Below are 22,881 nucleotides of genomic sequence, written 5' to 3'. Positions count from 1 at the left end.
CGGCCACGCAAAGCGGGACGGCGTGACGAGCCTGGAGAATGCGCCGACAGGCCCCGGCCTGTGGCGGGAGTGACATACGGAGAGGGACAGCGTGATCGACCCTTACGAACTGCTTGGACTGGAACGCGACGCCGACAATCAGGCAATCCGCAGCGCCTATCGCAAGGCGGCGAAATCGGCGCATCCGGATTCCGGCGGCGATCCCGAACAGTTCGCGCGGCTGCAAGTGGCCTATGAGCTGCTCAAGGATCCGGTGCGCCGCAAGGTCTATGACGATACCGGCTACGATCCGCAGCTTGCCGACGCGCGCGACCTCAAGGGCCTGATGATGCTCGAAACCCTCGTCAACGAGTTCATTCTCGACGAGCGCGAGCCGGGCAGCTTCGATCCCGTCGCCGCCATGCGGCGCAAGCTCTCCGACGATATCGTCAAGAGCCGCTTCCATATTCTCGAGCTCGAGCGTCACCGCGCCCGCGTGCGCAAGCATCTCGACCGGCTTGGCCGCCGGCCGGAAACCGACGTGCTCGGCTCGATGCTGCGCGCCCGGTCGCGCTCGATCGCCGAGGCGATCAAGAGCACCGACGAGCAGATCAAGACGATCGAGCAGGCCTACGAGATGCTGGAAGGTTATTCCTACGAGCTGGAGGCGCTGGAGGTGAACGCGCACGCGGCGGAATAGGGCGGCGGCGTCCCGACTGATCGCCTCTGAAACGTGTGCGGCGATGAATTGAGGAGGCGCGCGGGACACGCGGCCCGCGTGATCAGCGCCCTTCTGCCACCTGCATCCGCCTCTGCGGTGCTGCTGTGCAGGCGCCTCGCGCGGTGTCATAGTCTTCTCCTGTCCCGGGTGGCCGGGACCTTAGCCATCGTCGGGAGCAAAGGAGACCGCATGAGCCGCCGCTCACACATGCGCGTTGTCTTTCTCCTCCTGGCGATCGTGCTCGCCGGCTATCTCGCTGTCAGTTATTTTCTGGTCCCGGAGCTATGGCTCTTCCACGATGACCGCCGGAAGGTTCCGCTCAACCCCATGGTGACGTCCACGGCGCAGGGCATTGCCGGTGACCCGATCAATGTCGGGCTGGTCGGTTCCAGGGAGCAGGTCATCCGTGCCTTCAGCGCTGCCGGCTGGGACGCAGCCGACAAGGTCACGCTCAGGTCCTCGGTCGACATCGGTCTCAGCGTCGTGCTCGACCGCCCGGATCTCGATGCGCCCGTCAGTCCGCTGTTTTACGAAGGGCGCAAACAGGATCTGGCCTTCGAGAAACCGGTCGGCCACAGCGCCGACCAGCGCAACCATGTGCGTTTCTGGCAGACGGCCAGGCCCGCGGAGGGCGATCGCCCGCTCTGGCTCGGCTCGGCAAGCTTCGACCGCGGCGTGGGCGTGAGCCACGACACCGGCCAGATCACCCACCATATCGGCCCCGATCTCGATGCCGAACGCGATCTCATCATCGGCGACCTCGACAAGGCCGGGCAGGTGGCGTCGACCTACGAGATCCCCGGCATCGGCGCCACCAAGGCTGGCCGCAATGGCGGCGGCGATCCCTATTTCACCGACGGCAAGGTGCTGGTCGGCGTGCTCGGGCCGGCGCCGGGACGCAGCGCCGAGGCGGCCAAGTGAAGTGTGGGCATCTTGCGGGTGATCCCGGCTTGCGCAGTCAAGGCCTCCTGCGCTGCAGGTGTGGCGCGGCTGGGTTCCCGTGACAGGCATAGGAGCGGTGGTGCAGCCATGTCTTGGGGGCACCAAAAGGGAAGGTTTCAGTCGGCCGTTGGCAGCGCGGCCGCCAGCCGCCGCGCTGCCTGTGCCTTACGCCGGCCGCCCCATGAACAGCGACAGCGATGCGAAGTCGTCGTGCAGGTGGCCGGCGTCGATCGCGCGGCGGAAGATCGCCTCGTAGCCGTCGGTGATCGTCCGGTCGATGCCGCGGGCGGCCATCAGCTCGACCAGATGGTGGAAGGCGCCGTAATGCGGCGAGACGGAGGAAAGGGTCTCGTCGTCTGCCGCATAGCGCCCGGCGGCGCTGCGCTTGATGAGGTCGGCGACGAGACCGTCGATGACGGGCGCCGTCGCCGACCATTGCCTTCCGAGCGATTCGATATCGATCGCTTCGGCGCGGCAGACCGCGATCGACTGCAGGGCGCCGAACAGCGCGCCCCACATCAGGGCGAGCACGGCGCTGTCGAGCGCGTTGGCAAGACCCGGATCCTCGCCGATGAACTGCACATTGCCGCCGAGCGCGCCGAGCACCGTGCGGCTTTCCTCAAACACGGCGGCCGGGCCGGAAACGAGCAGCGTGCCCGCTTCGGTACCGATGAAATCCGGCGTCGCCAGGATCGCGCCGTCGAGATGGCGGATGCCATGTCGCCCGGCCCAGTCCTGCACTTCGCGGGCGCCGGCCGGCGTGCCCGAGGTCAGCTCGATCAACAGCTTGCCCTTAAGCGCCGCGGCGACAGCGCCGTTGCGCAGCAGGCTTTCGGTCGCCGCGTAGTCGCTGACATTGACGATGACGATCTCGGACGCGGCAACGGCGTTGTGCACGCTCGCCGCCACCTCCGCTCCGGAAGCGGCGAGCGGCACTGTCCTTTCCCGCGTGCGGTTCCACACCGTCGTCGGGTGCCCGGCCTTGAGCAGCGCGCGCGCCAGTGCCGATCCCATCCGCCCCATTCCCAAAACGCTGATTGCAGCTTGCATGTTCACTCTCCATATCCATGGCGCGGGAAGGCGCTTGCGCCCGCATCCCGCTCTGGTTTTCGACGCGCGGCGGTTGCCGTCGCTGGAGAGAGGTAAGGGGGAGCGTCCGGGTCGCAATACGCACCCGGCGGTAAGTGCTTACCCCGCAGTAAGGGAGGATGACGTGACGAATGCGATGGAAAACTGCGGCTTCATGACCGCGCTCCGGGCAATCGAAGGCAAATGGAAGGTCGATATTCTCTGCGAACTCGGCAAGGCCGCCCGCCGCTTCGGCCGGCTCCGTCAGGCGATCCCCGAGATCAGCGAAAAGATGCTGGCACAGCAGCTGCGCGAGCTCGAAGCCGACGGTCTCGTTTCCCGCACCACTTACCCGGAGACACCGCCAAAGGTGGTCTATTCGCTGACCAAGCGCGGTGCCGCGCTCAATGTCGCGGCGGGAGCGCTCTGCCAATGGGGCGAGGAGTTCGGCGACACTGTCGATGCGCGGGCGGTCGCGGCTGAATAGCTTTTTCACCGACGCCGGCTGCGACGTCTCGCGCCTTAGCCGATGTCTCGAACGGGTCTGGCCATCCGCAGCGTGTCGGATGGCAGCTCGCCGTAGCTGAGCTGATAGTAGCGTGCGAAGGCACCGAGATTGCCGAAGCCGCAATCGAAGGCGACGGAGGTCACGCTCGTTCCGGGCTCGGGCGCTGAAAGCATGGCATGCGCCTGAGTGAGCCGCACCCGGCGGGCGAAGGCGATCGGCGAAATGCCGCGGGCGCGCTTGAATGAAAGGAAGAGGCTCCGGGCGCTGGTGTTGGCGGCTGCCGCCAGTGCTTCGATGGTGATCGGCTTGTCCCAGTTGTCGCGGATGTATTCCTCGGCGCGGCGCACCTGCCAGGGCGCCGCCGCCGGCGAGCCGGTCTCCAGCGCCTGCGTATAGTTGTGCCGCGAATTGCAGAGGTAGGCGACCATGATCGCCTGTTCCATTTCCGCAAGCAGGACCGGCGGCAATCTCGCCCCCGATCGTCCGAGTTCCCCGGCGATGAACTCGATCAGCCTGAACTGCGCATCGTTGCCGGCGATCTCCGCGATGATCTGCAACGGTGGATCGACCGGCCCGCCGATCAGGTTGGCAAGCTTTCGTACCAAGCCGGCCGGCCTGATCCGGAGGATCAGGTGCTCGAAATCGAGCGAGTAGCGCAGCCTCATCCTTACGCCCGGCCCACCGACGATCCCCCGGTTGCGCGACAGCGTGCCCGATGCCTGGTCGATCGTCGCGTCGCCATTGCCGCTGAGCGGAAAGCCCTGGAGATAGTGGTCCGCCTGCTCGACGACCGCATGCATCGGCGCGCCATAGCGCGCATAAGTCAATCCGACATCCTGCATCTGGCAATGGTTGAGCTGGGCATCAAAGCCGCCGTCACGCCCCGGAAAATCGATGGATCGAACCGCAAACAGGCCCGAGATCCGTGTCAGCAGTTCGTCCGGGTCAGTCGTGGCCAGTTGCGGGAACCGATCGAGCGGGCGAGTGCTGACGGCGTCCATGACCTCGATCCCGCGCTCCCGCACCGTTGCCGCTTGCTTGTTTGCAGTCTGAGGCCGATTTTTGCGGGAATCAAGTAGCCCGCCGGCCGCCGCCGGTCCGAAACTCCTCACTATCGTGCGGGTGCGTCAAGTCACGCGTGTGCCCGGCCAATGGACGATTGCCAGAGGAGGAAGGGACATGAGCAAGGACATCATCAGGGCTGAAGCGACCGCCGGCCTCAGCCGTCGCAATCTTCTGCTGCTCGGCAGCACTGCACTCGCCGCCGCAATGTTCGCTGCACCGGCGACGATAACACGGGCGCGGGCGCAGACGGGCACGCGACCGCCGAACATCCTGATCCTGTGGGGCGACGATGTCGGCTACTGGAACGTCAGTTCCTACAATCAGGGCATGATGGGCTACAAGACGCCCAACATCGACCGGATCGCCCGGGAGGGCGGGCTTTTTACCGACTATTACGGCCAGCAGAGCTGCACGGCCGGGCGCGCCGCCTTCATCACCGGCCAGTCTCCCTATCGCACCGGACTGCTGAAGGTCGGCCTGCCGGGCGCCAAGGAGGGCATGCAGGCGGAAGACCCGACGCTCGCCGAACTCCTGAAGCCGCATGGCTACATGACCGGCCAGTTCGGCAAGAACCACCTGGGCGACCGTGACGAGCACCTGCCGACCGCGCACGGCTTCGACGAGTTCTTCGGATCGCTCTATCACCTCAATGCGGAGGACGAGCCGGAACACCCCGATTACCCCAAGAACCCGGCGTTCCGCGAGCGCTTCGGGCCCCGCGGCGTGCTGCACAGCTATGCGGACGGGCGCATCGAGAACACGGGACCGCTGACGAGGAAGCGGATGGAAACGATCGACCAGGAGGTCACGGATGCGGCGATCGGCTTCCTCAAGCGGGCCAAGGAGGAGAACAAGCCGTTCTTCCTCTGGTGGAACTCGACGCGCATGCATGTCTGGACACGGCTCAAGGCCGAAAGCCAGGGCAAGACCGGGCTTGGCATCTACCCGGATGGCATGGTGGAGCATGACGAGATGGTCGGCCAGATGCTGAAGGCGCTCGACGATCTCGGCCTCGCCGAAAACACCATCGTCATGTACTCGACCGACAACGGCGCCGAAAAGTTCACCTGGCCGGATGGCGGACAATCGCCCTTCCGCGGCGAGAAGAACACCAACTGGGAAGGCGGCTTCCGCGTGCCCTGCGCCGTGCGCTGGCCGGGCACGATCAAGCCGGGCACGATCTACAACGAGATCGTCGCGCATGAGGACTGGATTCCGACGCTGGTGGCTGCAGCCAGCGAGCCGAAGGTCAAGGACAAGCTGCTCACCGGCTACGAGGCCGCTTCCAAGACCTTCAAGGTCCATCTCGACGGCTACGACATCACCGACTATCTCGCAGCAAAGGGCCCGAGCCCGCGCAAGGAGTTCATCTACTTTGTCGACGACGGGACGCTGGTCGGCCTGCGCTACGAGCAGTGGAAGATCGTCTTTGCCGAACAACGTGCCGAAGGGCTCGATGTCTGGCAGGAGCCTTTCGTGCCCCTGCGGCTGCCGAAACTCTTCAACCTGCGCTCCGATCCGTTCGAGACGGCCGACCATGAAGGCATGGACTATGAACGCTGGCGCGTCGAGCACCTGTTCGTCATGGTGCCGGCCCAGGCCTATGTCGCGAGCTTCCTTGAAACCTTCAAGGAGCTTCCGCCGCGACAGAAGCCGGGAAGCTTCTCGATCGACCAGGTGATGGAAAACCTCCAGGCCTCGAGCGGGAAGTAAAGCCTGTTGCGCCTTGCCGGATCAAGCGCGACTTATGCGGGTGCGCCATGCGTCGGGCGAGCGTGCCTGGTCCGCCTGATACGGACCGACAGGATGACGCGCCGGGAACCATCGCCTCCCGGCGCGCCGTCGGTTACTTCACCACCACGTGCAGCTTGCGGCCGAAGGAAAGCCGCAGCGGCAGCGTCTCGGGCCTGATGATCGTGTCGACGACCGCGACGACGTCTCCGGCAAGCCGGATGCTGCGGCCGGCGATCGCCCTGCGGGCCTCGCTTTTCGAGGCGGCCAGTCCTGCCCGCACCACGAGATCGACGAGACCGATGCCGCTCAGGCGCTCGGCATCGCTGAGCACGACCGTCGGCAGCCCCTCGGCTGCTTCGCCCGCGCCAAAAGCCTGCCGCGCGGTTTCCTGCGCCTGCCGGGCTGCATCGACCCCATGCACCAGCGCCGTCGCCTCGTTGGCGAGCCGCTCCTTCACCGCGTTCAGTTCCGCACCCTCGGCGCGGCCGAGCCGTTCGATCTCGTCGAGCGGCAGCTCGGTGAAGAGTTTCAGGAACCGCACGACATCGGCATCCTCGGCGTTGCGCCAGAACTGCCAGTAGTCGTAGGGCGACAGCCGGTCGGCATTGACCCAGACGGCGCCGGCCGCCGTCTTGCCCATCTTGACGCCCGAGGCGGTGGTCAGAAGCGGCGTGGTCATGCCGAAGACCTCCGCGCCCTCGATCCGGCGCAAGAGATCGACACCGCCGACGATGTTGCCCCACTGGTCGCCGCCGCCGAGCTGCAGCCGGCAGCCGGTGCGGCGGAACAGTTCGAGGAAATCGACCGCCTGCAGGATCATGTAGTTGAACTCGAGAAAGCTCAGGTTCTCCTGCTGCTCCAGCCGCGACTTCACGCTGTCGAAGGAGAGCATGCGGTTGACGGAGAAATGTTTGCCGACGTCCCGGAGCATGTCGATCCAGGCCATCCGGTCCAGCCAGTCGGCATTGTTGACCAAAACAGCATCGGTCGGCCCGTCGCCAAACGTCAGCAGCCGCTCGAACACCGTGCGGATGCCGGCGACATTGGCCGCGATCTCCTCCTCCGACAGCATCGGCCGCGCCGCCGAGCGAAAGCTGGGATCACCGATGCGGGTGGTGCCGCCACCGATCAGCACGATCGGCTTGTGGCCGGCCTGCTGCATCCGCCTGAGCGACATGATCGGCATGAGATGCCCGACATGCAGACTGTCCGCCGTCGCATCGAAGCCGGCATAAACAGGCACGATCCCGGCCGCAAAGGCACTGTCGATGCCCGCAAGGTCGGTCACCTGGTTGACATAACCGCGCTCGACCAGCGTCCGGGCGATCGCCGAGCGCGGCTCAAAGGCATCGGTGGGATTGTCGGAATGGGTCATCGGTACTCTCCATGGCTTTGCCGCCAGGGAGCACTGAGCAAAACAAAGCCGCCTGACGGCGGCTTGTTTCAAGGCATGATCGAAACGCGCCGCTCCCTATGGAGACGTCGCATAATAGGTGGCAGCGATGTGCGCGGTGCTGATCATGCTGTGGTTGTAGCGGGGAGTGGGGGAGGTGGCAAGGGTGTGGGTGCGGCGCAGTTCCAAGCGACGTTCACGGTACACATTTCGGGTTTCCGTTCAATCGAGGTGTCGCAGAGAAGGATAAACCTCGACGCTTCAGCCAACTACATCTCGGACGCGAGGGGCGCTTCTAACCGGCGCCCCCCGGCATATTCTGTACAGAGGCGGAGCTATGCCGAGCGAAACGCCTAGTCCTTTGATATCTCCGTCATAGCAAAGTCAATCGCGCTAGCAATTTCATTAAAGTCTTTTAAAGACGACGGCGGTGAGAAGGAAAATCGCAATCTGTTTGCGCCCATGTTAGTCGCAGTTCCCCTCTCGTCCACTGTGGCAACCTTCTGAACCTTACTTTTCGCCCGAAATAGAGAATTGGTAAGTGTCTTTCCTCTCGTGACACGGTTAGCGCTTTCTCCTATGGTGTAATCCATAGTACAAAAAGCGTTTCCACCATTAACGGAGAAATTAATTTTCGTTCCAGCTTTTGAGGTGTAACTTCCCTCCCTCGTACTTCTATTGAAGGAAAATTCTTCCCCAGATCCGGAAATTCTTGAAAGAATCTCTAGAACACAAGAATCAATGTCTAGTGGGTATTTCTTGTCGAATATTTCAATGATCCTGTTAAGATCTTGAATGAAGTCCTGCAGAGTCGGTCTTTTTGATTGATCTTCGTCCGTCGCTCGAGAAATCAATTTCTGGAACAGGTATTTCGTCGAGCGCCAATCTCTGTTGAATACAGACGATGAAGCGTTTCGAACTCTCAGGGGCCAATCGGTTCGAGTTGACGCGCTTGCTAACGGTATTTCGCTTGATACGACAAAGTACAGCAGCATAGCTAGACCATAAACGTCAACAAGAGCAGAGCGTGTGCTGTATTTGGATCGGGAATCGAGTTGCTCTGGAGCCAGGAAACCCAATGCTTGGGACGCATTCATGTAAAACTCAGCACCAGACGCCCCCTTGAACCAAGCCAAATCAAAATCAAGAACTCGGATCTTCTCCTTTGAAACAGATTCCCAATAGTCTCCGCAAATCATGATATTACTGGGTCTTAAATCTCTGTGCAGGACAGCCATTTCGTGAGAGTGGCATTCGAATATTATTTCAGATATCCAAAGGCATATTTGAAGTTTATCAGAAATTGATTTTGTATAGTGATCGTTTATGTATTTCTGTAGGTCAACTCCCTGAATATATTCCATAACCAAACTTGGTGGAAGCTCAGATGCGTCCTTTATTTTAACGATTCCACTAATGCTGCTTTGGCCGAGTAGGCGCATTGATTCTACGCCACGCCTAAAGCTGTTTAGCATCGCTTCGTCGTCGCGTACCTCCATGTGGGCGACCTTAATGGCGATCGACTCCTCGTTCTTGTCAAAGGCTTGGTACACCCTTCCGAAGTTCCCTCGGCCTAGTTCGGAAGATATTCTATTCCCTAGCCAGTATTGATCGCTTGAGTTTGGATTCACGCGAGTCGATATGTGGATGGCTGTGTCGTATTCACTGCAAAACGATTGGTAGGCTCTATAATCAAAGTTTCCATCTTCGGAGAAATGCTTTGTGGCAGAAGCCAGGTGTAGACGAATTTGGTCCGGCGTAAGCTTCAGCATTTCATCGAGGCTTGGAATAGCATTGTGTTCCTCGATGATTGATAACACTGGAGCAGCCGTTGGTTCCTTCGGTCTAGCCTTCTTCAGCTCGTCAACAAAGTATGAGAACCCTTCTTCCCAGCTTTTGTCTTCTCCAGTGTAAATAATGTTTAACGGTATGCTTTTGGATATATCCAGATCTCGCGTCTCTTCTTTTCGTTTAATAAGAAAATAGTCTCCAGTGACAAAATTTATTGACTTCAAGTAGTTCAATTGTCCTGTGACTGACAGATCATCGACGCCAACTCCATAGAATATCACTAGGTTGTGAGTGAACATGCTCTTTAGAAATTCTATGTACGAATAGTCGTTAATCAATTCGCCTAAATCAGTGTTCGTGAGCACCCACGATCTTGGATTTTCAATATTGCCGTGGAGATCTACGATTAGCGGACGGCCGTCACCCAAACTCGTGCGACTTGATGCTGCGTCTTTTCCTAAGAGATAATTCGGGACAGCGCCTGTTTTTCTCTCGGCAAATGAAGTGTTGGTCAGATTGTCTAAGTTGAATGAAAGTAAAGCGTGGGGCTCTAGATCCCAAATCCTCTTGTGAAACGTTGGGATTTTTCCCGGTTTTGGCTGCAGTACTGCTCTAACAATTTGTTCGTATTGCTCGCCGAGCGCCTCCTTGAGCATCCCCCTCTTATTCCAGTTGCTTGGTTCAGCGTCTATTTGTTCGGAGAAACCCTCGGCAATTTTCTCACCTAACGTTGTGTGAGCAGACGTTAGGTAATGGGTTTTGAGTACGTCAATTAGTCCAATCCAATTTGGTACGTCTGCTTCAAGTGAAGCCCCAGCTCCGCAAAATACAATGAGCCTCTTTGTCTTTTCGGCATATATTTTTGAAAGTTTCTTAAAGTACAATTGGTCATGTAGTGTTTGCATGATGATGCGATTTCTTTCTTGTTTTAGATGTGCTTGATCTAGGGTTGTGCCCGTTGATTGCATCCTAACGACACGTCAACAAGTAGCAAGCGGCACTTGAGGACCGACGAGCGGTTTAACTCGGGCAGGATTGGTCTCGTCGGGATGTGGCCGGGCACCGGCTTTGGTGCGGCCGACGATTGCTTGTCCGGGGTTTTCGCGGAACAGCGGGCGCTCAGTCTCGGTGCCCATGTGGTAGAGGGATGGCTTCTGGAAGTAGCTCTTAGATGATCTCCGCTTTGTCGGGAGATTGTGCTGGATACCGTTGCGGGGCCACATGGCGTCTTCTGAGCGCAGACTACCGCCCGGGCCGCCCCGTCTTTCCCTTGGTCCGGCCCTTCTGCCGCTTCTGGTCCGCCGGGTCTTCATAGGACCCGACACCCGGCTTCGCCCGCGTAAGGATCGGCTTTTCCGGGACGTGACCGATGACCGGTTTTTCGGTGCGGCCGACGGTCATTTCGTCCAGGGTGTTGCGGCGGAACAGCGATTTGTCCGCGCCGGCTGGCGTGGCGACGTCGCGGCCCATTTCGTCGAGGTCGGGCTTGCGGAACAGTGGGGTTTCCGTGTCGGTGCCGGGGCCCATGTCGTCGAGCGAAGGCTTCTGGAAGAGGGACTTGTCGCTCGTGGGTTTGGATCCTCGGCTCGAGGCCGAGGATGACGACGGAGAGGAGGCGCCCTTGTTGCCTTTGCCGGTCGCACCCTCCTGCGATTTCGCCTCTTCCCGCGCCATCGGGTCGTCCATCGCGGCCAGTTCGGCGGCCTTGAGGCGTTTGATTTCGTCGCGCAAGCGGGCGGCCTTTTCGAAGTCGAGGTCGGCGGCGGCGTCGCGCATCTGTTTTTCGAGCGCGTTGAGGTGGGCCTGCAGGTTGTTGCCGACGAGGTGGCCGCCGTCGGCAAAGCCCTTGCCGGCGACGCCGGAGATGTCGGCGCGGACGTGGTCCTTCTCGTAGACCGAGTCGAGGATGTCGGAGATCTTCGCCTTCACCGATTCCGGCGTGATGCCGTTGGCCTCGTTATAGGTCATCTGCTTCTCGCGGCGGCGGCTGGTTTCGTCCATGGCGCGCTGCATCGAGCCGGTGATCTGGTCGGCATAGAGGATGACCTTGCCGTCGACGTTACGGGCGGCGCGGCCGATGGTCTGGACCAGCGAGGTCTCGGAGCGCAGGAACCCTTCCTTGTCGGCGTCGAGGATGGCGACGAAGCCGCATTCGGGAATGTCGAGGCCTTCACGCAGCAGGTTGATGCCGACGAGCACGTCGAAGGCGCCGAGGCGCAGGTCGCGAATGATCTCGATGCGCTCCAGCGTGTCGATGTCGGAGTGCATGTAGCGCACGCGAATGCCCTGTTCGTGCAGGTATTCGGTCAAATCCTCGGCCATGCGCTTGGTGAGCACGGTGACGAGCGTGCGGTAGCCGGCGGCCGCCGTCTCGCGGATTTCGCCGAGCACGTCGTCGACCTGGGTTTTCGCCGAGCGGACTTCCACCGGCGGGTCGATCAGGCCGGTCGGGCGGATGACCTGTTCGGCAAAGACGCCGCCGGACTGTTCCAGTTCCCAGCTGCCGGGCGTCGCCGAAACGGCGATGGTATCGGGGCGCATCGCGTCCCACTCCTCGAAGCGCAGCGGGCGGTTGTCCATGCAGGAGGGCAGGCGGAAGCCGTATTCGGCCAGCGTCGCCTTACGGCGGAAGTCGCCGCGATACATGCCGCCGATCTGGCTGACGGAAACGTGGCTCTCGTCGATGAACAGCAGCGCGTTGTCGGGAATATATTCGAACAGCGTCGGCGGCGGCTCGCCGGGATTGCGGCCGGTGAGATAGCGCGAATAGTTCTCGATGCCGGCGCAGGAGCCGGTCGCCTCCAGCATCTCGATGTCGTAGCGGGTACGCTGCTCCAGCCGCTGCGCTTCGAGCAGGCGGCCGCCTTTTTCCAGCTCGGCAAGCCGGTGCACCAGCTCTTCCTTGATCGCCTTGATGGCGCCGTTCAGCGTCGGGCGCGGCGTGACATAGTGCGAGTTGGCGTAGATCTTCACCGACTTCAGGTCGCCGGTCTTCTGTCCGGTGAGCGGATCGAACTCGGTGATGGCGTCGATCTCGTCGCCGAACATGGAGATGCGCCACGCCGCGTCTTCCAGGTGGGCCGGGAAGATCTCGATGGTGTCGCCGCGCACGCGGAACGAGCCGCGCTGGAAATCCATGTCGCGGCGCTTGTACTGCTGCGCCACCAGGTCGGCGAGCAACTGGCGCTGGTCGAGCCGGTCGCCGACGCTCATCTGGAAGGTCATGGCGGTATAGGTCTCGACCGAGCCGATACCGTAGATGCAGGAGACCGAGGCGACGATGATGCAGTCGTCGCGCTCGAGCAGCGAGCGGGTGGCCGAGTGGCGCATGCGGTCGATCTGCTCGTTGATCGAGCTTTCCTTCTCGATGAAGGTATCCGAGCGCGGCACATAGGCTTCCGGCTGGTAATAGTCGTAGTAGGAAACGAAGTACTCGACCGCGTTATCCGGGAAGAAGTTCTTGAACTCGGAATAGAGCTGGGCGGCGAGCGTCTTGTTCGGCGCCAGGATTACCGCCGGGCGCTGCGTCGCCTCGATCACCTTGGCCATGGTGAAGGTCTTGCCCGAGCCGGTGACGCCGAGCAGCACCTGGCTGCGCTCGCCGGAGTTCAGGCCCTCGACCAGATCGGCGATTGCCGTCGGCTGGTCGCCGGCCGGCTGATAGTCGGAGGCCATGCGGATTTCGACGCCGCCTTCGGATTTCGGCGGCCGGGCCGGGCGGTGCGGCGTCCAGAGCTTTCCGTCCTTGAACAGCGGGTTGCCGCTTTCGATCAGCGCCGAAAGCGCCTCGACGGTGGCGGTGACACCCGAGGTGGAGGTCAGCTTGGCGGCGTCTTCCAGCGAGACGTCGAGGCCGGCCACCGGATTGAGGCCGGCGGCGGCGCGGGTCTTCGGGTCGGTCGAGCCGCCCATCGAGGTGCCGCGAGCGGACTTGCTGCCGACGATCTCGACCTTGCCCTTTTTCGCACCCTTCTTCGGCTGCGCCTCCTCATCCGCGCCGGCGGCCTTGCGCGCCGCCTTGGAGGCGGCGATCTCCACCGTCTTGCGGTGCTTGCCGGCCTTCGACGCGATCTGGCGCTGGGTTTCGAAGGCGGAGGCCTCCGCATCAGCCTCGAGCTGCTTCACCCAGTCGGAGACATTGCCGGACAGAGGCGTGCCCGAGAGCGGCGCCTGTGGCGCTTCTTCGAAACCGGATGGGGAGGTTTTCTGGGGAGCATTCTTCGGGGCTTTGGTCATGGCGGGGAATATGGAGAGAGTCCGGCGGAAAGTGAAGGGGCGAGGGAGTACAAATAGGCAACATTTCGCCCCGGTTGCCGAAGTCGCTTCCGGCGCCGTTTGCGCCTTGAATCACGGGCTTCAACCGAGGCGGGTCGGATTCCTGTCGCATTCTAACCCTTGCGGTTGTGGCCTGACGCTGGGTTACCTCGATTGGGCGAGAAGACATCAAAGCCCGCCGCGTGATAATTATAGTTCTTTGGAGGGCGCCATGTTCTGCTTGCGTGGTGCCGCGCTCGTGCTTTGTGCCGCTGCGTTTGGTCCGATGTCCGCGATTGCTGCCGAACCGGTCGGCAAGGCGGTGGAAATCCGGACGGCCGTCAACGGTGCGCGCGGTGCGATTGCGGTCCGAGACCCTGTCTACAAGAACGAACGGATATCGACATCGAAGTCCGGGCTCGGACAGTTCGTCTTTGACGACGGTACCAAGCTTGCCGTCGGCTGGGGTTCCTCCGTCGTCATCGACAAGTTCGTCTATGACGACAAGAAGTCGGTGAAGAAGCTCACCATCATGGCCGCCAAAGGCACGTTCCGCTGGATCAGCGGCAAATCCGGCCACTCGGCTTACGAGATCGTCACGCCGGCCGGCACCATCGGCGTGCGCGGCACCGCCTTCGATTTCTTTGTCGGTCCGGATGGCACCACCGCCGTGGTGTTGCTCAGCGGTGCTGCCGATTTCTGCGGCCCTGGCGGCTGCCGGCAGCTGACACAGCGCTGCGATTGCGTCGTTGCCAAGCCCGGCCGCCGGGCCACCGAACCGAAACGGGTCAGCCGCACGACGCTGAAGGCGCTCGGCAATGCCCAGGCTCTGCCGTTCCTCTCCGGCGGTCAACGCCTGACCGGAGCTATCGGCTGGGTAGGAGGCGGTTGCGGGCTGCGCGCGGCGCAGTTCGAGGGCACCACCCGTACGGTGCCCGAGCGTCCGGCTCCCGTCGAAGAGAAGCCGCGCGAGGAGAAGCCGCCGCCCAAACAGGATCCGGGTCCGCAGCCGCAGAACCCGGGCGATCCCGGACCGCGGCCTGAAAATCCCGGCGATCCGGGACCGCGGCCTGAAAATCCCGGCGATCCCGGTCCGCAAAACGAGAACCCCGGCGACCCGGGACCGCAGGACGGCGGCGGCGGAGACCAGTCGGGCGGAGACCAGGGGGCGCAGCAGGACCAGGCCCCCAGCCAGGATTGATGCATGTGTCGGCACGGGATTCGCCGCCGACCGTTGCACGCCGAAGCCAGTTGCGTGCCACCAGGCCGTTGATCTCCGGCGATGATCCTCCGCATGAAAATACCCGTGAATCAGAAGCCTCTGGCTATTTCCGCATGTATCGCGTGAGGTCGCTCGCGCGTGATCTCAACAGTTGAGCGGCGGAGTCATTCGGCCGGGCGCCTGGCGGTCTCTTCCGTCGCCTGGGCAAAGTGCTCGGCGCGGCGGCCGATGCGGGCGTAGAAGCCTGTCAGTGCCGGCGTCAGCGCCGGCGCCTTCAGTTTGGCGGCATTGATGATGCTGCGGCTGGTCTGGGTGCGGGTGCGCAGGGCTTCGACGAGCCGATCGTGCAGGCCGCGCAGGTCCTGAAAGGCGAGCGAGGCGGCGAGGGTTTCGTCGCCGGCGACGGCGTAGACGCGGGTTCGGTTCGTCTTGCCCTTGAGGCTGAGCGCCCCTGCATCGAGCATCGCATGGTCCGGCAGCGCCTGGGCGGTCGCCTCGGAGACGAGGATGTCGATGTTGACGTCCTTGCAGGCGGCCTCGATGCGCGCGGCGATGTTGACGGTGTCGCCGACGGCCGAATAATTGAACCGCGCTTCGGCACCCATGTTGCCGACGCAGGCGAGCCCCGTATGGATGCCGATGCCGATGCGGACCTCCTGATCGGTGCCGAAGCCGAAGGCATTGTCGGCGTTGAGCCGCGCCAGCGTCTCGCGCATGCCAAGCGCCGCGCGCACCGCTTTTTTCGGATGGTTGGCGACGTCGACCGGCGCATTCCAGAAGGCCATGATCGAATCGCCGATGAACTTGTCGAGCGTGCCCTCGTTGGCCAGCACATGCCGGCTCAGCGCATCAAGCAACGTGTTGAGAAAGGCGACGACCTCGGTCGGCGTCATGCGCTCGCTCATCTCGGTGAAGCTGCGCACGTCGACGAACATCACGGTGAGCTCGCGATCGTCGCCGCCGAGGCTCAGCGCATTGCGCGTATGCTCGATGCGGTAGAGCAGCGACGGCGAGAGATAGCGGCCGAAGGCCTGCCGCACTTCGCGCCGTTCGCGATCGGTGACCAGGAAGCGATAGGCGGTGGCCGCGAAATGGGTGATCGAGGCGGCAAGGATCGGCGCAAGCGGGTCGAAGAGCCGCCCGCCATAATAGAAGGCAATCCAGGAGGCGACGAGCGCGAGTGCCGTGACCGCGAGGCCGCAGACGAGCGCCACGACCGGGCTGACGAAGGTGGTGAGCAGCACCAGCAGCGTTCCGGCAAGCGCGATCGACAGGATTTCGAGCCCGTTTGCCCAATCGGGGCGCGAGAGATAGCGGCCGGACAGGATCTGCTCGACGATCTGGGCATGGATCGAAACGCCGGGCACGTTCTGGCCAAGCGCGGTGGTGCGCACGTCCTGCAGCCCCGCCGCCGAGGTGCCGATGAAGACGATGCTGCCTTCGATGCCGGCGCGTATGTCCGGCGAAGGGTCGCCGTCGGCGAGAATGCGGCGGGCGGAGATGTAGCGTTCGGTCGTGTCGGGCGTGACGTAGAGCCAGAGTTCGCCGCTCGACGTGAGCGGCACGACGAAATCGCCGATCTTGACGGCGGTCAGCGTGTTGGCGACGTCGGGTGCGGCGGCCAGCACATAGGTCGACGCGCCCTGCGCCATCCGCAACGCCTCCATGGCCAGGCTCGGATAGAACTGCTGGCCGTCACTCAGGAACAGAGGCGCCGCGCGGACGACGGCGGAGGAGGAACCAGGGTTGAGGCTGATATGGCCGAGGCCGGCGGCATTGGATTCGAGTTGCGGCCTGAGCGGCGTGGCTGCGCGCAGGCGCGGCGGCGCCTCGGCCGCACTCTCGCCGGTCACGGCGAAGCCGGCCTTGACCGGGGGCAGGTAGCTCCCTTCGTTCGTCAACCCGAAGCCGAGCACGACGGGCTTATCGCGGATCGCCTCAGCGAAGATCTCGTCATTGTCGGGCAGGGTGGCGATGAAGGACGGATCGACGCCGCCGACATCGCGCACGACGGTGCGCGGCGAGAGGCGGTCGGGCTCGGCAAAGAGCACGTCGAAGGCGATCGCGGCGGCACCCATCTCGCTCAACCGGTTCGTCAGCTTCGCCAGCCGGTCGCGCGGCCAGGGCCATTGCCCGAGTTCGCGCAGCGACGCCTCGTCGATGTCGACGATCTTGACCGGCATGGCCTCGAAGCGGCGCGGCGCGATGCGCTGGTATTCGTCGAAGGTGACATCGCGGGCCTGGCGCAGCAGTTGCGGATCCTGGGTGCGCAGGATGGTGAAGAACGCCACCACCGTCATGCCGATCAGAACGCCGAACAGTTGCGATCGTGTCATGGCGGCCTACGGAACGATGGGCAGGCCCGCCTTGACGAGCCCGTCGTTGAAATGCGTGTGGTCGGCGGGATCGACATAGGCGGTGAAGAAGCGCCAGTAGCGCGGCACGTCGCTCGGCGCATTGGCGATCACTTCGGGAAACAGCTTGCGCGCCTCGTCGATGCGATCGAGCTGGCCGAGGCAGGTGATGAGCATGACGAGATTGAAATAGGTGCGGCGCAGAAGCAGCGCCCGCTCGGCGTGGCGCAGGGCCTCCCCGTAGCTGCCGAGATGGTAGTGGGCGAGCGCGATGCGGTTGAGGAAGAGGTAGGTCAGCGGATCGTGCGGGCTCAGCCGCAGCGCCTTGTGCAGCGGGTCCAGCGCCTCGGCAAAGCGGCCGATATAGATGCGCGCCCAGCCCAGTGCCATGTGGGCGAGCGCAAAGTTGGAGTTGATGTCGATCGCCTGCTGCGCTTCCTCGACCGCGGCGTGCGGCCTCTGGGCGGCGAAGTTGGCGAGACACATGACGTAGTGGCAATAGGGGTCGTGATCGTCGATCACCACCGCGCGGGCGGCTTCCGCCTGCAGTTCGGCGCTGTCGCGGTCGATGTCCTTGCTGAAGCCGAAGAAGCAGCGGGCAAAGAGCGAGCGGGCGAGCATCATGTGCGCGCGGCCGAATTCGGGGTCGAGGGCGATCGCGCGGCGCTGCCACTCGATCGCCTCGTCGAAATGCGCGGCGGAATCCTGCGCGTTGTGCAGCAGCGTGCCGCGCATGTGGCATTCATAGGCGTCGAGATTGTCGGTGCCGCGCAGCTGCGCGCGGCGGTTTTCGCCGATCAGGATTTCCGGCTCGATGGCCGCGACCACATGCTGGGTGATCTCGTCCTGAATGGCGAAGAGGTCGGCGAATTCGCGCTCGTAGCGTTGTGCCCAGAGGTGGTTGCCGGTCTCCGCCTCGATCAGCTGGCCGGTGACGCGCACGCGGGAGCCGGAGCGGCGCACGCTGCCCTCGACGATGTAGCGCACGCCCAGATCCCGGCCGATCTGTTTGACGTCGACGGCGCGGCCCTTGTAGGCGAAGGAGGAGTTGCGGGCGATGACGAAGAACCAGCGGTAGAGCGACAGCGCGGTGATGATGTCTTCGCTCAGTCCGTCGGCGAAGAAATCCTGCTCGGGGTCGCCGGACATGTTGACGAAGGGCAGGACGGCGATCGACGGCTTGTCGGGGAGCGAAAGCGGCATGCCGGGCAGATCGCCGCCCGCCGGGTCCTCGCGCCAGTCGACGCGGTGCACCAGGACCGGGCGCGGTATGTTCTTCAGCGCGCGCTCGCCGAGGCGCTGCATCGGAAACTCGAGCTTGCCCTCGATCTGGTCATGCAGCGCCCCGGAGATGCAGATGTCGTTCGGCTGCGCCACCTGTTGCAGCCGGGCGGCGACGTTGACGCCATCGCCGAGCAGGTTGCCGCCGTCGACGACGACGTCGCCGAGATTGAGGCCGATGCGGAACTCCATGCGCCGTTCCGGAGAGAGATCGGCGTTGCGGCGCTGCAGCGTCCGCTGGATCGCGACCGCTGCCCGCACCGCCTGCACGGCACTCTGGAATTCCGCCACCAGGCTGTCTCCGGCCGCGCCGAAGACACGGCCGCCATGCTCCGCAGCCAGGCCGGAAATCGTCTCGCAGTAGGTGGCCAGCGTCGCAAGCGTGCCTTCCTCGTCGGTCGCGACAAGGCGACTGTAGCCAGCGACATCGGCAGCAAGGATCACGGCGAGCTTCCGTTCCAAGGCGGCGGGCCCTCCTGCGGCATCTGGTCAGAAGGAAATTAAGCGTAACTTAAATTAGAAAGTCCGAGAAGCGTAAATCGCCCTGATCCGGCCTGGAGTCGCTGCGCAATGCGCAAAAATGTTCCGCGCGGCTTCTACGGCAGATTGTAGGCGCCGCCACTTCCACGAGGCGGTCGATTGTGCAAGGTTCGCGGCGTTCATGCCGCCGAGCTTCGTTCGGTGCGCAAACTCTATCGCGCACGGGATCGACAGTGATGGCGCCTTTTTCCATTCGCCGGCTCAACTCCTGTGATGCCGAGGCCTATCGGGAGGTCCGGCTCGACGGGCTGCTGAAGCATCCGGAGGCCTTTGGCGCATCCTACGACGACGAGGCGGGCCGGCCGCTCGCGGTAACGGCGGAACGCCTCGACGGCGGCTTCGTCCTCGGTGCCTTCGATCGCGGCGAAAAGCTGATGGGGGTTGCTGGCCTCGCAATCCCGACGGCGGTCAAGGCAAGGCACAAGGGCACCCTCTGGGGCATGTATGTCTTGCCGGAAGCGCGGGGCAGCGGGCTTTCGCGCCTGCTGGTGGACGGGATCATCGCGGAGGCGCGCGGCAGGGTGGAACGGCTGCTGCTGACGGTCGTTTTGTCCAACGCCGCTGCCCTCAACCTTTACCGGAATGCGGGATTTGTCGAATACGGGCTGGAACAGCGGGCGTTGCGGGTCGACGATGCCTATTTCGACGAGATGCTGATGGCGCTGCCGCTCTAGGTCGCGCACTTCCGTGCCGTCGCCACCCGCGTCGAAAAGCACAGCGAAAACCTTGCTCTCGTCAAACTCGCTTCAGCCATAATCTGGATGCGCTTTACGAGTCGGTGAGCTAGAAATGCCCCTCGAACGCTCGCAGAGGCGTTCAGGCAGGAGCCCGACCATGATCAAGATGAGTGTCTACTATCCGTCCGATGGCGGTTCGAAGTTCGATCACGACTACTACCGCACCCGCCATATGCCACTGATCCAGGAACGGCTCGGCGATGCCTGCCTGCGCTACGAGATCGATAAGGGCCTTGCGGGTCGCGAACCTGGAAGCGCGCCGGAGTTCGTCGCGGCGTGCCACGTCTACTCGCCGAGTCTGGCGATATTCCAGGAGGCGTTGGGTCCTCACCGCGCAGAGATCGCCGCGGACGTCGCCAGCTATACGGACATCGCCCCCATCGTGCAGATCAGCGAAGTCGTTGAAGAGTAGGGGTTTCGCGTCGGCGTAGCGTTGAACTCTCGGGGATCGGCGTAGCGCTGTCCCAACTGATCCATGGTGACGTAGCCGGTGCCGAACCGGTCGACGATCGGGAAGGTGCAGCTACCGTCGAAGCGAAAACGACCTTGCTCTCGTCAAACGCGCTTCAGCCAAATCTGGATACGCTTTGTCCGTCGGTGACCTAAGCGACATGGCAGTCGGCCAAGGGATTGCAGCGCAGGTGTCGACGTGGCGCCCGGCAGCGGTAGGATGGCGCCATCATGCCTTTGATTCGACCCACACGAAAAGACGACGCCGCCTTGCTTCCCGCCATCGAGCGCTCCTCGGGCGAGGTGTTCCGAGCCATTCCCGAGCTTGCCTGGATTGCCGACGACGACGTGCAATCGGCCGAAGCCCATCGCGAATTCCTGCGCAGCGGGCTGTCGGTGGTGGTCGTCGATGCCGCCGACCGGCCGATCGGCTTTCTTTGCGCGAACGTTGCCGGAGATGCCATGCACATCTGGCAGCTTGCCGTCGAGGCGGAGCGCCAGGGGCAGGGGCTCGGGCGCATGCTGATGCTGGCGGCGATCACGCATGCGCGTGTGACATCGCTCGCCGCCGTCACGTTGACGACGTTCCGCGATCTTGCCTGGAACGAGCATTTCTACCGCAAACTCGGGTTCGTGACGCTCGACACAAGCGCGCTCGACACGCGTCTCGCGCAAATCCTTGCCAACGAGGCCGCGCACGGTTTGCCGCCGGAGCGCCGGTGCGCCATGCGATTGTCCCTGCGTTGAGGGCGCGTGTCGTCTATCCGGAAAGCCGGTCCTGAAATCAGCTCGATCGGGCGTGGCTTGTGGCCGCGCTACCGCCTGATGGCGACGACCTGGCCGCGTGCGAACTGCGAGACCCTGACGCCGCCGGACTGGTTGCCGCCGATCAGCTGGGCCGTCGACTTCGACAGCGTGGACAGGATGCCGACGTGATAGCCGCGGCCGGTGCGCACGACGACGACGTCGCCGGGACGGGCATAGCCGAGCTTCACCGGCGCGCCGAAACGCAGCCATGAACGGGCGATGCCGAAGCTCTGCGGCGGGCTGCGTCCGGCCTTGCGGGCGACCATGCCCATAAAATGGCCGCACCAGGGCGTGCGGGCCGGATTGATGCCGAGCGCTGCGCGAAGGGTCTTGTTGTTCTTGACCTCGTGCAGGCCCTTGTATTGCTGCGCCTGGGCAAGCATGCCCGCATTGGCGAATTCAGGTGTCAGTAGCGCGACATAGGCAGCCGCAAGAAACGCCAGGACCTTCATGGTCAGGTCTCCTTGACAAGTTGCTTGGTGCGAACGGTTGGGGCGGCCAGGCAATCGCCGGCATGGCACCCGGTTGCTCAACGGTTTCCAATGTTGGGCGGGGAGATATCAGCGGGCGCGCGCGTGCAGGCGTCCGAGACGCCGCATCGGGCACGTCGGCGAACCGCGTCACACCGCGGAGCCAGCTTCACGGCAACTGCCGTTTCGAAGTGTGGTATTCCCCTGTCTGCCCCGTCGGGCAGCAAGGCTTCATTGACCATGCGCCGGTGCAAAATTGTGGCAAAACCCGTAAAAAACTAGGGCAGGGATTGCAAACTCGCGAAATTGCTGAGCGATTCGCGCCGGTTCGCCACCGTAAGTACTAGAAAAATCGTGATCACGCGCGCATCGGTAGTGGTCCGGGCATCGAAATACGGGCGGCGCTTGCGCACGGACGGGGCGGCGGCGCATCGTCTCAGCGTGATTCGCGCGCCGAGGTTCTTCATGTCGTTCACCCTTGCACCGGCCTATCTCTGGCCCGTTCTTCTGCTCCTGATCTCCAACGTCTTCATGACCTTCGCGTGGTACGGCCACCTGAAGTACACGTCGTCGCCGCTCTACATGGCGATCGTCGCGAGCTGGGGGATCGCCTTCTTCGAGTATTGCCTGGCGGTGCCGGCAAACCGTATCGGCCACCAGGTCTATTCGGCGGCCCAGCTGAAGACGATGCAGGAGGTGATCACGCTGATCGTCTTTGCAGCCTTCTCGGTCTTCTGGCTGAAGGAGTCGATCGGCTGGAACCATCTGGTCGGTTTCGCGCTGATCGCTGCGGGTGCTTCCTTCATCTTCAAGGGATGACCGGCCTCGCGCGGCATCGCCTGAAACGGCTGCAAAGAAAAAGGCAGGGCGCGACCCCTGCCTTTTTGCATGCGTAGATTTCGCGGGGTGGCGTTAGACCACGGCCGCCACCGCGGCGACGGCCGGCGCCAGATGCGGCCAGACTTCGATGGCGCCGCGATAGATCATGTCAAGCGAGACATAGAGGATGATCGCGAGACCGATATAGGCGATCCAGTGGTAGCGGTTGAGCAGCCGGGCGATAAAGCCGGCCGCCACGCCCATCATGGCGATCGAGAGCGCAAGCCCGATCACCAGGATCGTCGGATGTTCGCGGGCAGCGCCTGCGACGGCGAGAACGTTGTCGAGCGACATCGAGATGTCGGCGATGACGATCTGGATCGCCGCCTGCATGAATGTCTTCTGCGGCGCATTGCTGGCAGCGCCGCTTTCGCCTGCCGCGTGCGCCGCCTGCTGTTCGCGAATTTCACGCCACATCTTCCAGCAGACCCAGAGCAGCAGAATGCCGCCGGCGAGCAGCAGGCCGATGATCTCCAGCAACTGGACGGTGACGCTTGCCAGCGCGATGCGCAGCACCGTCGCTGCGATGATGCCGACCAGAATGACCTTCTTGCGCTGGTCCGTCGGCAGTCCGGCGGCGGCGAGACCGATCACGACGGCGTTGTCGCCGGCGAGAACGAGGTCAATGACGATGACTTGAAGAAGCGCCGCCAGACCGGCAGCGGTAAAGATTTCCATGATGCAAC

General features: G+C 63.0%; 19 protein-coding genes. 9 read left to right on the top strand and 10 right to left on the bottom strand.

Annotated features, from left to right (window positions below):
- The first annotated feature begins 91 nt into the window (after positions 1-91).
- Together C1A35_RS10385 and C1A35_RS10380 are read left to right on the top strand one after the other, a co-directional pair.
- Positions 92-679, top strand: a complete 588-nt coding sequence (locus tag C1A35_RS10385) for a J domain-containing protein (protein ID WP_104664240.1) — start codon at positions 92-94, stop codon at positions 677-679.
- A 210-nt stretch (positions 680-889) separates the two neighbouring features.
- Positions 890-1,621, top strand: a complete 732-nt coding sequence (locus C1A35_RS10380; RefSeq protein WP_104664239.1) for an LssY C-terminal domain-containing protein — start codon at positions 890-892, stop codon at positions 1,619-1,621.
- Positions 1,622-1,807: 186 nt separating this feature from the next.
- Here C1A35_RS10380 and C1A35_RS10375 read toward each other — a convergent pair whose 3' ends face one another.
- Positions 1,808-2,692, bottom strand: a complete 885-nt coding sequence (locus C1A35_RS10375; protein ID WP_104664238.1) for an NAD(P)-dependent oxidoreductase — start codon at positions 2,690-2,692, stop codon at positions 1,808-1,810.
- A 163-nt stretch (positions 2,693-2,855) separates the two neighbouring features.
- On the opposite strand from C1A35_RS10375, the gene C1A35_RS10370 reads away from it, so the two are divergent.
- Positions 2,856-3,197, top strand: a complete 342-nt coding sequence (locus tag C1A35_RS10370; protein WP_234822845.1) for a winged helix-turn-helix transcriptional regulator — start codon at positions 2,856-2,858, stop codon at positions 3,195-3,197.
- Between the two features lie 35 nt (positions 3,198-3,232).
- Here the strand turns inward: C1A35_RS10370 and C1A35_RS10365 are convergent, their stop codons facing one another.
- A complete protein-coding gene (locus C1A35_RS10365; RefSeq protein WP_104664236.1) occupies positions 3,233-4,219 on the bottom strand; it encodes an AraC family transcriptional regulator in 987 nt (328 codons plus the stop codon).
- Between the two features lie 178 nt (positions 4,220-4,397).
- On the opposite strand from C1A35_RS10365, the gene C1A35_RS10360 reads away from it, so the two are divergent.
- Positions 4,398-5,996: an arylsulfatase gene (locus tag C1A35_RS10360; protein ID WP_104664235.1), complete on the top strand. Its 1,599-nt coding sequence runs from the start codon at positions 4,398-4,400 to the stop codon at positions 5,994-5,996.
- Between the two features lie 133 nt (positions 5,997-6,129).
- On the opposite strand, the gene tyrS is transcribed toward C1A35_RS10360, so the two are convergent.
- From tyrS to uvrB, 3 genes are all read right to left on the bottom strand, one after another.
- Positions 6,130-7,392 carry a tyrosine--tRNA ligase gene (gene tyrS / locus C1A35_RS10355; RefSeq protein WP_104664234.1) on the bottom strand — a complete coding sequence of 421 codons (1,263 nt, stop codon included), beginning with the start codon at positions 7,390-7,392 and terminating at the stop codon, positions 6,130-6,132.
- Positions 7,393-7,763: 371 nt separating this feature from the next.
- Entirely contained in the window at positions 7,764-10,106 is a 2,343-nt protein-coding gene (locus tag C1A35_RS10350; protein ID WP_158665037.1) for a protein kinase domain-containing protein, read from the bottom strand.
- 337 nt (positions 10,107-10,443) lie between these two features.
- The gene (uvrB, locus tag C1A35_RS10345; protein WP_104664232.1) at positions 10,444-13,437 is read right to left on the bottom strand and encodes an excinuclease ABC subunit UvrB; all 2,994 of its coding nucleotides are present in this window, start codon (positions 13,435-13,437) and stop codon (positions 10,444-10,446) included.
- A gap of 250 nt (positions 13,438-13,687) precedes the next feature.
- Between uvrB and C1A35_RS10340 the strand changes: the two genes are divergently transcribed.
- The gene (locus C1A35_RS10340; protein ID WP_104664231.1) at positions 13,688-14,656 is read left to right on the top strand and encodes a FecR domain-containing protein; all 969 of its coding nucleotides are present in this window, start codon (positions 13,688-13,690) and stop codon (positions 14,654-14,656) included.
- Between the two features lie 185 nt (positions 14,657-14,841).
- Here C1A35_RS10340 and C1A35_RS10335 read toward each other — a convergent pair whose 3' ends face one another.
- Complete coding sequence (locus tag C1A35_RS10335) at positions 14,842-17,013, bottom strand: CHASE2 domain-containing protein (RefSeq protein ID WP_104664230.1); 2,172 nt, start codon at positions 17,011-17,013, stop codon at positions 14,842-14,844.
- A 6-nt stretch (positions 17,014-17,019) separates the two neighbouring features.
- Positions 17,020-18,774: an adenylate/guanylate cyclase domain-containing protein gene (locus tag C1A35_RS10330; protein WP_104664229.1), complete on the bottom strand. Its 1,755-nt coding sequence runs from the start codon at positions 18,772-18,774 to the stop codon at positions 17,020-17,022.
- 254 nt (positions 18,775-19,028) lie between these two features.
- Between C1A35_RS10330 and C1A35_RS10325 the strand changes: the two genes are divergently transcribed.
- From C1A35_RS10325 to C1A35_RS10315, 3 genes are all read left to right on the top strand, one after another.
- Positions 19,029-19,526 carry a GNAT family N-acetyltransferase gene (locus tag C1A35_RS10325; RefSeq protein WP_104664228.1) on the top strand — a complete coding sequence of 166 codons (498 nt, stop codon included), beginning with the start codon at positions 19,029-19,031 and terminating at the stop codon, positions 19,524-19,526.
- Positions 19,527-19,686: 160 nt separating this feature from the next.
- Positions 19,687-20,001, top strand: a complete 315-nt coding sequence (locus C1A35_RS10320; RefSeq protein ID WP_104664227.1) for an EthD family reductase — start codon at positions 19,687-19,689, stop codon at positions 19,999-20,001.
- A gap of 269 nt (positions 20,002-20,270) precedes the next feature.
- Complete coding sequence (locus C1A35_RS10315) at positions 20,271-20,786, top strand: GNAT family N-acetyltransferase (RefSeq protein ID WP_199772901.1); 516 nt, start codon at positions 20,271-20,273, stop codon at positions 20,784-20,786.
- Positions 20,787-20,854: 68 nt separating this feature from the next.
- On the opposite strand, the gene C1A35_RS10310 is transcribed toward C1A35_RS10315, so the two are convergent.
- Together C1A35_RS10310 and C1A35_RS35875 are read right to left on the bottom strand one after the other, a co-directional pair.
- Positions 20,855-21,298, bottom strand: a complete 444-nt coding sequence (locus C1A35_RS10310; RefSeq protein WP_104664225.1) for a TIGR02594 family protein — start codon at positions 21,296-21,298, stop codon at positions 20,855-20,857.
- A gap of 296 nt (positions 21,299-21,594) precedes the next feature.
- The gene (locus C1A35_RS35875) at positions 21,595-21,783 is read right to left on the bottom strand and encodes a hypothetical protein (protein ID WP_158665036.1); all 189 of its coding nucleotides are present in this window, start codon (positions 21,781-21,783) and stop codon (positions 21,595-21,597) included.
- Here C1A35_RS35875 and C1A35_RS10305 point away from each other — a divergent pair.
- The gene (locus tag C1A35_RS10305) at positions 21,782-22,135 is read left to right on the top strand and encodes a DMT family protein (protein ID WP_104664377.1); all 354 of its coding nucleotides are present in this window, start codon (positions 21,782-21,784) and stop codon (positions 22,133-22,135) included. The two genes, C1A35_RS35875 and C1A35_RS10305, sit on opposite strands and share 2 nt — an antisense overlap.
- Positions 22,136-22,228: 93 nt before the next feature.
- Here the strand turns inward: C1A35_RS10305 and C1A35_RS10300 are convergent, their stop codons facing one another.
- Complete coding sequence (locus C1A35_RS10300; protein WP_104664224.1) at positions 22,229-22,873, bottom strand: TerC family protein; 645 nt, start codon at positions 22,871-22,873, stop codon at positions 22,229-22,231.
- Positions 22,874-22,881 lie beyond the last annotated feature (8 nt).

The organism is Ensifer adhaerens, assembly GCF_002940685.1.
GTDB classification, from domain to species: Bacteria; Pseudomonadota; Alphaproteobacteria; order Rhizobiales; family Rhizobiaceae; genus Ensifer; species Ensifer adhaerens_E.
Note: the sequence above shows the minus strand (reverse complement) of the source record. Positions and strands in the feature narration are given on the sequence as shown.